This window comes from Natrinema soli, from assembly GCF_028618695.1.
This window is the reverse complement of the sequence record NZ_JAQIVI010000621.1, coordinates 1-9,590: the sequence shown is the minus strand read 5'-3', so window position 1 is coordinate 9,590 and position 9,590 is coordinate 1. Positions and strand designations below refer to the sequence as shown.

The following is a 9,590-nucleotide window of genomic DNA, read 5'->3' as shown; positions in this document are numbered from 1 at the left end:
CCGGGGCGACGACGTACGGCAACGCGCTCGCGCTGCTGGGGGCGGTGTCCGTCGCCGGCTACGTGCTCGCCGGCCGCTCGATCCGCCAGCGTGTTCCGCTCTTCCCCTACGTGACCGTCGTCTACGGTGCCTGCGTAGTGGCCCTGTTCGTTCTCGTCGGCGTGCAGGGCCACTCGTACGTCGGCTACCCCGCTCGCGAGTGGCTGCTCTTTCTCGGGCTGGCCGCCGGGCCCGGCGTCTTTGGCCACACGGTGAGCAACTGGGTCCTCGAGCACCTCGAGTCGGTCGTCGTCAGCGTCGCCTGGCTCGGCGAGCCCGCGGGTGCGACACTGCTCGCGCTCGTCTTGCTCGCGGAGGTCCCCGACGCGATCACGGTCGTCGGCGGCGGCGTCGTGATCGCCGGGGTTTTCGTGACGACGCTCGAGCGGGAGCGAGGGCACGGGACGGCGGACTGACGGACTCGGCTGCGAAACATTGCCTTGCGAATCGTCCGAGATGGCTTCGGTAGCGAATTCGAGAATGAGGTGATTCCTGGGCTAGCAGCGTTTCGAGAGCGGGTCTCGGTCGGTGGCGAACAGTCTCGTGATCGAGACTGTCAGCGAGATCCACCCGGTTACTTAGTAACGCTCCGCTCGTGATGCCCTCTATATCATGACACGAGATGAGACGATTCCGGTCACCGTCGTCAGCGGCTATCTCGGCGCGGGAAAGACGACGCTGATCAATCACGTGCTGTCGAATCCGGGCGGCCGACGGGTGGCGGTGATCGTCAACGACATGGGCGAGGTGAACGTCGACGCGGAACTGATCGCGCGAGAGAACGACGAGGAGGGAATCGTGGACCTCTCGAACGGCTGTATCTGTTGTCGGTTACAGGGGGATCTCCTCGAGGAAGCCGCGCAGTTGGCGGAAAGCCGAGCGTTCGACTACCTGCTGGTCGAGTCGTCGGGGATCAGCGAACCGATTCCCGTCGCGCAGGTGTTCACCGAAGGGACGGACGCCAGTGACGTGGACCCGACGTCCCTGTTTCGGCTGGATACGATGGTGACCGTCCTCGATACGTACGGGTTCTGGAAGGAGTTCGACGCCGGGGCGCAGCTACCGGCGGGTGCCCAACCCGACGAGGACCGACCGTTGAGCGAGGTCCTCGTCGAGGGAGTCGAGTTCTGCAACGTCCTGCTACTCAACAAGGCCGATATGGTTCCCGACGACGTCCTCGAGGAGATCGAAGCGGTCGTCGAGACCCTCCAGCCGCGGGCGAAACGGCTTCAAACGACCTACTGCGAGGTGGATCCGGCCGTCATTCTCGACACCGGTCGGTTCGACTTCGAGACGGCGAAGCGCTCTCAAGGGTGGAAGCGTCACCTGCGCGGGGAGGGTCACGACCACGAGGCGCACGACCACGACGAGGAGCGAAGCGCCGCCGAGCGCCACGGCGTCTCGTCGTTCGTCTTCCGATCCGACCGACCGTTCCACCCGGAGCGACTCGCGGCCTGGCTCGAGGACTGGGACGGAGCGATCATCCGCGCCAAGGGCGTCTGTCACGTCGCGAACCACGAGGAGGTGATCGGCGTCAGTCAGGCCGGGCCGTCCGTCAGGGCCGGTCCGATCGGCGAGTGGCGGCCGGATGACGACCGTCGTACGCAACTGGTATTCATCGGCCGAGAAATGAACGAGGAACGGATTCGCGAGGAACTCGAATCGTGCGTCCTCGACGGCGACGAGACGGAGGGGACGGAAGCGGTGGCCGATCCGTTCCCGCTGTAGCTGTTCCCCGGACCCTACGACTCTAGTTGGTCACTGAGTTCCGCCCAGGACTCGTGAAAGCCGTGCGTCGACTGATCCGTCGTCCGGTCGGGAAGGGCATCCTGATAGACGTCGTCGTACTCGAGCAGCCGTGTCCAGCCGTCGTGCAGGGAGTAGCTACAGTACTGGCACATGTATCGGGTTACGTCCGTCGACCACATACCCGTTTTGTCGCTCGAGGCACGCTCGCGTCGGTCGCAAGCGACAGAGCAAAGACGCGACGGCATCGAACGCGAGTGATCGACGGATGGGACAACAGAAGTATGGCGTCGCGAGGGGGCGACGATGAGCACGAATCGACGGGGCGGATACGTTAGTAGCGCGAACGACACGGTCGAACGGGAGTGCGATCGCTGTGAGTGGCACGCTGCTGCGGGATCCTATCCGGAATTGATCAAACGGTATCAGGATCACCTTCGCGACGAACACCCGACAGCGTGGCTGCGAAGCTAACGTCGGGATCGCTGGCGGACCGGGCGAGATCCCGGTCCGATCCCGGGCAGAACGGCTAGGGCTCGAGCAAGACCTTGATGACGCCTTCCTCGCGTTCGTCGAACTTCTCGTACATCTCCGGCGCGCGCTCGAGGTCGACGCGGTGGGAGACGACCCAGCTGGGGTCGGCGCGCCCCTCGACGATCATATCTCGAAGCTCTCGATTGTACTGCTTGACGTTACACTGCCCGGTACCCAGCTTCAGTCCCTTCTCGAAGAGCTTCCCGAAGTCGATTCCGAGTCGCCCCTGGGCCGCCATCTCGTCCGGCGCACCGGGGTCCGACGGGACGTACAGTCCCGGGACGCCGAGCTCGCCGGTCGGTCGGACGGTCTGGATGAGCTGGTTGAGCACGACCGCAGGGTTTTCGCGGGCCGGATCGTACGCGTCGTCACCCGGATCCGTCTCGGGATCGATCGCTTGATAGCCCACGGCGTCGACGCCGGTATCGACGCCGCCGCCGTGTGCGTCTTTGATCTGTTCGACTGGATCGCTCTCCTCGAAGTTGATCGGGCGGGCGTCACAGTGGTCCTCGGCCAGCTCGAGGCGACTCTCGACGCGGTCGACGACGTATATCTCGGAGGCGCCCTGAATCTTGGCGCTGTAGGCGGCCATCAGGCCGACGGGGCCGGCCCCGAAAATCGCGATCGACTCGCCGGGTTGCAGGTTCGCGAGTCGGGTACCGTGCCACCCCGTCGGGAAGATATCCGCGAGGAGTGCGAAGGAATCCTCGTGTTCGTCACCCTCCGGTAGCTTCAGCGCGTTGAAGTCGGCGTACGGAACTCGGAGCTTCTCGGCCTGACCGCCCTTGTACGGTCCCATCGCGACGTAGCCGTACGCACCGCCGGCGAAGCCGGGATTGACGTTGGTGCAGAAGCCGGTGTAGCCGTTCTCACAGTTCCGACAGAACCCGCATGCCACGTTGAACGGCATCACGACGCGGTCGCCCTCTTCGAGCGACGTGACGGCGTCGCCGGTCTCGATCACGTTCCCCATGTTCTCGTGACCGAAGACGATCCCCGGGTCGGCTGAGGTTCGTCCCTCGTACATGTGGAGGTCCGAGCCACAGATGCAGGTCGTTGTGATGTCGACGATGATGTCGTTCTCGTGTTCGATCTCGGGTTCGTCGACTTGCTCGACGGCCACGTCGTGCGGTCCCTGGTATACGACGGCATCCATTGACATTTGGTATCGAACCTCGATGAACGGACTACAAGCGCCATTGTAAATGTTCGTGTAGATGCCGCCAATGATCAAAAATCAATATTGATTGAGTGTCAATAGTGATGTTATATAGAAATCACAGGTGAGAATTCTGAATATATGAAGTTTTTCACAGAGGGCATTTATAGCTCTCTAGGGTGTGGAAAAAGTCCGCATGGTAGAGACAGTAAGCCTCGAAACAGCGAAGGAGGTCATCGACGCGGCCGAACAGCGAGCGGACGAGATCGACAACCCCATGGTGATCACGGTCGCGAATTCCGAGGGAAACCTCATCGCTCAACACCGGATGGACGGCGCGTGGCTCGCATCGATCGATATTTCGCGGAACAAAGCCTACACGGCGGCCGCCCTGGATATGCCGACGGACGAATTGGCCGATCCGACCCGGCCGGGCGAATCGCTGTACGGTCTGCAGAATACCAACCAGGGACGGATGGTCATCTTCGGCGGTGGCTACCCGCTGATGCGAGACGGTGACGTCGTCGGATCGATCGGTGTGAGCGGGGGAGCGGTCGAACAGGACATGGACGTCGCGGAATCGGGCGTCGACAGATTCGACGAACTCTCTTCGTAACGTCCCGCCGCGAGTTCGACGCCCGTTGCTATTCGACGCAAACGCCGGACTATCGCGCCGAAACGGCGGACTGGCTTTGTCGATGATGGTCCCATCCGCTCGCCGATCTCGCCGGCGGCCTCTCGCCGAACTGATCGGGGTATACTTCCTTCTCCTCCTCGGCGTCAACTTCGACGACGGTGCGCGTCATCGACTCGAACAGCAGTGTCACCGATGGATTCGCTGACCGAGTCGAAGCCGCTCCAGAGAAAACGGAGGTCGCCGAACGGAGAAGCGACGTCGGTCGCTGTCGTCCGTTCAGTATCCGTTCGTCCCGTCCGTCTCGTTACCGTCGGCGGCGGTCGTCTCGTTACCGTCAGCGGCGGCCGTCTCGTTACCGTCAGCGGCGGTCGTCTCGTTATCGTCGGCGGTGGCCGTCTCGTTACCGTTCGTACCGGTCGTCGCATCCTCGGGAGCGGTCGTCTCGCCGCCCCCACCGCCGACGCTGATCTCACCGACCGCCTCGAGTTGCGACTGGTCGAGGTAGACACCCATCTCCTCGGTGGCGACGAACTCGATGGTCTGGGTCGCGCCTTCTTCGGCGGTGAAGTCCGACCGGACGTACGTGTTCCACTGGTTCGTGTCGCCGGCGCTGGCGATCACGAAGTTGTGCCCAGGGAGGGATTCGTACGTTCTGTTCTCCGCCTCCGGCTGGTGGCGGCCGATCGTGTTCTCCCACTCGACCGCGTAGGTTTCACCCGCCTCGAGTTCGAGCGTCGGGTTCGTCTCGTCTGCGATCGAGTCGGGCGATTGGCCGACCCATTGGCCCTCCTCGAGCGCGAGCGAGTAAATCTCGGCCGGTTCGCCGGGTTCGGTGGCCGGCAGCGTCGCCGTGAACGCTCGATCCTCGCCGTCGATCGTCACCGTGTCAGTGATCCGTTCGTGACCGTAGGTCCAGATCTCGACGTCGTACTCGCCGTCCTCGAGCATGTCGAATCGGGCGACTGCCGGCGCGTCCTCCGCGGCCGGCGCCTCCTCCGCTTGGACGTCATCGGTGGCCGTTTCGTTGCCAGTTGTTTCGTTACCAGTCGTTTCGTTACCGATCGTTTCGTTGCCAGCTGTTTCGTTACCAGCTGTTTCGTTACCGATCGTTTCGTTGCCAGCTGTTTCGTTACCGATCGTTTCGTTGCCAGCTGTTTCGTTGCCAGTCGTTTCGTTCCCATCTGCGCCGCCGGGCTCTTGCCCGCTCTGCTGCTCGTCTTCCGGCGGATCGGGTCGGGCGGCGATATCGGAGAACGAGTGCATGTCTCCGACGAACACCTCCGCACCGAGGGGCTCGCCCTCCTCGTCTTCGACTTGCACTCGGAGTTCGTGGACTTCTTCTGCGTCGACCAGTTCGATCGGGCCGCGCATCTGGACGGGATGGGGCGCGCAGTTGTACTCCGCCATCTCCGAGTCGGCGGTGAAGGTAAACGAGAGGGATTCGCCCTGCTCCTCGATGAACTCCGTGGCCTCGATCGTCTCGCCGTTCTCGTCGAGGAGATTGAAGTTGTGGTGCGAGCCGTCGCCGTTCGTCCAGACGACCTCGTGCTCTTCGCCTTCGATCAGTCGCAGCGTCGGGTTCGATACGCCGTCGATCTCCGCGGGTGCGACGCCGACCCAGCCGCCGACGATACCGAGCAGCGAGAGCGTCCGACCCTCGCCGTCGTTCTGCGCGGCCGGCAGTCGGAAATCGATCTCGTCGCGGTACGCACCTGCGGTGCCGGCCATCGCAGCCGTCCCTGTGAGCGCCGCCGTTCCCTTTAGCACGCCGCGACGCGAAACGTCACGTGAGCGTTGTTCGTTCGTCATGGTTGTGTCGTGTCAGTTTCGTTGTAGTCGCTATCAGGCGTCCATGGAGAACACAGCGAGCGTGTCGCCGCGGTCTCCCTGGCGGAGCCAGCCGCTGCCGCCGACCTGCACGGCGACGTACTGTTTCTCCTCGCCGGGATCGTACCAGCTCATGGGCGAGGCGCTGATCGGCACGTCGAACTCGTGCTCCCAGAGGCGATCGCCGCTCTCACCGTCGTAGGCGACGAGGACCCCGTTCTGAGTGCCGTTGAACACGAGTCCCGTCGCGGTCGACATCGAACCGCCCCACATGTAGTAGTCGTCGTCGCTCTCGATCCAATCGCGCCAGACGCGCTCGCCCGTCGCCGGATCGACTGCCGCGAAGGCGGTGATGTTACCGTTCCACTCATCCGGCATCTCCGACGCCGGATCGTCCAGGCCGCCGCCCCAGTAGGGGTTACCCTGACTGTACTCCTCGTACCGCCAGTAGAGGTCCTGCGGGTAATTCTGGTGGACGACGTACACGTACCCGGTCGCCGGGTTGTACGACGGCGGCTGCCAGTCGTTGCCGCCCGGTGCGCCGGGAACGAACGGGATCCGCTCGTCCTCGCTGATGTGGGGGATCATCTCCCACATATTGATGTGCTGGCAGATCTCCTCGCTGCGCTCGTGGAGCTTCCCGGACTCGGCGTCCATCATGTACACCCAGCCGGTCTTGTCCGAGCCGACGACCATCTCCGACGGTCCGTCGTCGACGTCCACGTCGCGCAACAGTACTCGCGGCGCGACCGCGTCGTAGTCCCAGACGTCGTGTGGACTACTTTGGAAGCCCCACTCCCACTCGCCGCTCTCGAGGTCCAGTGAGATGGTTCCGCAGGTGGGGAAGTTCGGTCCCGGCCGTACCGTGCCGTCGAAGTCGGGACCGGGATTCGCCACCGCCGTGTAGAGGACCTCGCGGTCCTCGTCGATGGTCGGTGTCATCCAGGTCGTGCCGCAGCCGTGCTCTCGGCTCGCGCCGACCCACTCGTCTTCGGGGAGCGTCGACGTCTGCCACCCCATCTCACCGCTTTCGGCGTCGAGACTGGCGACGAATCCCTGGACGCCGTACTCGCCACCGGCGCTGCCCGTGTATATCGTTCCGTCGCGGATCACCGGTGCCCACGTCGCGGAGTACCCCTCTTGGTGGTCCGCGGTGCTCGTGTGCCAGACCTCCTCGCCGGTGTAGCGGTCGAGCGCGGTGACGCCCGAGTCGAGCGTCGTCATATACACCTTGTCGCCGTAGACGGCGGCCCCGCGATTGTTGTCGTCACAGCACAGCTCGACGCCTATCGGGACCGCGTAGGTGTAGCTCCAGAGGACCTCCCCCTCGCGGGGGTCGATCGCCTTCATGTGATTCGGCCCGTTCGTCTGGTACATGATCGGCGGATCGCCCGGGACGACGATGGGCGTCCCCTCCATGCTCGAGCCCGTCCCGACCGACAGCTCGTACTCGAGCTCGAGGTCGGAGACGTTCTCGGGCGTGATGACGTCGGCGGTCGTCGCCCGGTGCTGTTCGTAGTTGCCGCCGTACATGAGCCACGACTCGGGATCGTCCCCGGTGTTGCTCAGCATCTCCTGGTCGACGTCGCCCTCGGGAATTCGGTCGGTATTGTGCTGTTCGGTGACCGCCTCCTCGGGTCCGCCGACCAGCGTATAGCCGTCTTCGATTTCTTTCAGCTCGATGTCTCGTGCGGCCTGAACGGCCCTGTCGTTGCGTAGTGCCATACGGAATCACCTCAGTTCGCTCGGAGCGCGCACGTCGTCCGTGATGTAGAAGGCGCTGTGCAGCAACTCCTCCTGGCTGATGATCTGGACGGCCGAGCCCGCGGTGAGCGCGGCGGTCAGCTGTTCGTCCGTGAACTGGCCGTCACCGACGAGATCACGAGCGGCGGTCACCGACACGAACAGTCCGCCCAGCATCGCCTTGACGTACCTGACCGCGTCGTCGAGGATCTCGTCAGTGATCATCACTTCGTTCTGCCAGAGGTGTCTGTCGAGCCCCCGGATCCACAGCAGCGCCCCGCCCATCGCGCGCTGGTGGAGCGGCGGGACGGTTTCGGTCTCGAACTCGACGCCCGTCGGGATCTGGTTCGACGGTACCCAGCGGGCGAGCCGTTCGTCGTTGTTCGCCACGTCGATCAACAGCGCCGTCTTCTCCGACTCGTCGAACCCGACATCGTCGAGCGCCGACGACAGGGGATCCGCGAGAACCAGTTCGCGTGTCGTTGTCTCGACGTGGTCCGCCGTAAACCGCGGCAGGTTCTCGTCGAGACTCTCGAAGAAGCCCACCTCGAGCAGGTGGTCGTACAGTCGCCAGCCCGGTGCTGCGACCGCTGTATACAGTCCCTTCGGATCGTCAGGGACACCGATATCGCGAACGTCCGGTAAGCGGCGGATTTCGTCCGCGACGTTCTCGCGTTCTCGCTCGATCAGTGCGCGATCGAGTTGTCCCGCGAGATCGGCCCGAATCGCTTCGCCTCGAGAGGCGAACGTCGAGTCGGACCGCGATTCGATCTGTCCTGCGAGCAACTCCCACGTCACCGCCCCATCCCTTGGGGTGTCGACACCGAGAGCCGTCGCCAGATCGCGTTGTTCCGCGACCGTCATGTTTGACGCAGTGGATATTTGTGTCATGGTACCACGCCACAAAGAACTCCATTACGTCTTTTGATAATGCTTATCAAAGAATTCCGTATCTATAGGGAAGAGCTAAATGAGAATATGGGTCAAACAAATAAAATTACCTGTATCACATATATTCTTGGCAGTATCCGGCTCGAAGTAGCAATCAGCAGCACGTGAGGCGGGACTCGATTATGGGGCCCGTACAGCCACGGATCACCCCCTCACAGACGATCCGTTCGCTCAAGGCCGCCCCTACCTGTTGCAGTAGCCGTCCGAGTGGACGAAAACACGTCCCCGGCTGGTACATCCAGTATGATCCACACCGTGTTCGACGGCGCTCGCCGCAGCAGTCACGGTGGCGGTTTTTCATCGTCCGACGCGTATCATCCGATAGTGATCGACGGTGATCCGCATCCCCGATACGCTCGCACGGCTCGAACGGTCCGAATACACCGGTGAAAATCGGTGTCGTCCGTGTACGGTCGTGAACGTCGTCATCGCGCTCGTTGTAGCAGCCGGGATCGGCGTCGCGCTCTCCGCTCCCGTCGGTGTGCTCGCAGTCGTCGTCTTTCTGGGGCTCATCCGCCTTCGCGGCTATCTGATCCCGGGCACGCCGACGATCACCCGTCGGTACCTTCCCGACCGCGTGCTCGAGGGCTTCGGAAAGCCGCCGTCGATCGAGTCGACGATCGAAACGGTGACGCCCGAGGAACTCACGACCGTCCTGATTGCTGCCGATATCGCGGCCAACCGAGGCGGAGAATTCCGAGTGACCTCGTCCTTTCGAGAGGGGTGGAACGACCGACTTTCGAGCGACGATGCAGGCGAGCCGGGCGTGGACGAAGTCGAATCGATACTCGGGGCGGACGACGTCGAGCGACTCGACGATATCTCGTTCGTTCTCGACGGCCGGAAGCGGGTTCGATGGGAATCGGCTGCGGCGCTCGCGGCGGACGTGGCCGCAGCGGCGGAACTCCGAACCCGGCTCGACGGGTGGGAGCGGCTCGAGACCGACGAGCGTCG

General features: G+C 63.4%; 10 protein-coding genes. 5 read left to right on the top strand and 5 right to left on the bottom strand.

The genetic code is table 11. The features are described 5' to 3' along the window. Together PGX04_RS28310 and PGX04_RS28305 are read left to right on the top strand one after the other, a co-directional pair. Positions 1-455, top strand: a 455-nt coding sequence (locus tag PGX04_RS28310; RefSeq protein ID WP_273741537.1) for an EamA family transporter, incomplete at its 5' end; no start/stop codon positions are given. Between the two features lie 196 nt (positions 456-651). Next, positions 652-1,767, top strand: a complete 1,116-nt coding sequence (locus PGX04_RS28305; RefSeq protein WP_273741536.1) for a CobW family GTP-binding protein — start codon at positions 652-654, stop codon at positions 1,765-1,767. Positions 1,768-1,781: 14 nt separating this feature from the next. On the opposite strand, the gene PGX04_RS28300 is transcribed toward PGX04_RS28305, so the two are convergent. Beyond that, the gene (locus PGX04_RS28300; protein ID WP_273741535.1) at positions 1,782-1,940 is read right to left on the bottom strand and encodes a hypothetical protein; all 159 of its coding nucleotides are present in this window, start codon (positions 1,938-1,940) and stop codon (positions 1,782-1,784) included. Positions 1,941-2,091: 151 nt separating this feature from the next. On the opposite strand from PGX04_RS28300, the gene PGX04_RS28295 reads away from it, so the two are divergent. Further along, positions 2,092-2,259, top strand: a complete 168-nt coding sequence (locus PGX04_RS28295; RefSeq protein WP_273741534.1) for a hypothetical protein — start codon at positions 2,092-2,094, stop codon at positions 2,257-2,259. 55 nt (positions 2,260-2,314) lie between these two features. Here PGX04_RS28295 and PGX04_RS28290 read toward each other — a convergent pair whose 3' ends face one another. Further along, a complete protein-coding gene (locus PGX04_RS28290) occupies positions 2,315-3,475 on the bottom strand; it encodes a glutathione-independent formaldehyde dehydrogenase (RefSeq protein ID WP_273741533.1) in 1,161 nt (386 codons plus the stop codon). Between the two features lie 199 nt (positions 3,476-3,674). On the opposite strand from PGX04_RS28290, the gene PGX04_RS28285 reads away from it, so the two are divergent. Further along, complete coding sequence (locus PGX04_RS28285) at positions 3,675-4,094, top strand: GlcG/HbpS family heme-binding protein (RefSeq protein WP_273741532.1); 420 nt, start codon at positions 3,675-3,677, stop codon at positions 4,092-4,094. A 297-nt stretch (positions 4,095-4,391) separates the two neighbouring features. On the opposite strand, the gene PGX04_RS28280 is transcribed toward PGX04_RS28285, so the two are convergent. Genes PGX04_RS28280 through PGX04_RS28270 form a run of 3 tightly spaced genes read right to left on the bottom strand, consistent with a single transcriptional unit; the run spans position 4,392 to position 8,576 of the window. Further along, positions 4,392-5,924, bottom strand: coding sequence for a cupredoxin domain-containing protein (locus PGX04_RS28280; RefSeq protein ID WP_273741531.1), 1,533 nt, complete (start codon positions 5,922-5,924; stop codon positions 4,392-4,394). A 33-nt stretch (positions 5,925-5,957) separates the two neighbouring features. Then, entirely contained in the window at positions 5,958-7,667 is a 1,710-nt protein-coding gene (locus tag PGX04_RS28275) for a pyrroloquinoline quinone-dependent dehydrogenase (protein WP_273741530.1), read from the bottom strand. Positions 7,668-7,673: 6 nt separating this feature from the next. Beyond that, positions 7,674-8,576: a hypothetical protein gene (locus PGX04_RS28270; protein WP_273741529.1), complete on the bottom strand. Its 903-nt coding sequence runs from the start codon at positions 8,574-8,576 to the stop codon at positions 7,674-7,676. Positions 8,577-9,051: 475 nt separating this feature from the next. Here PGX04_RS28270 and PGX04_RS28265 point away from each other — a divergent pair. Then, the coding region (locus PGX04_RS28265; RefSeq protein WP_465263853.1) for a DUF8054 domain-containing protein at positions 9,052-9,590 on the top strand (539 nt) is incomplete at its 3' end.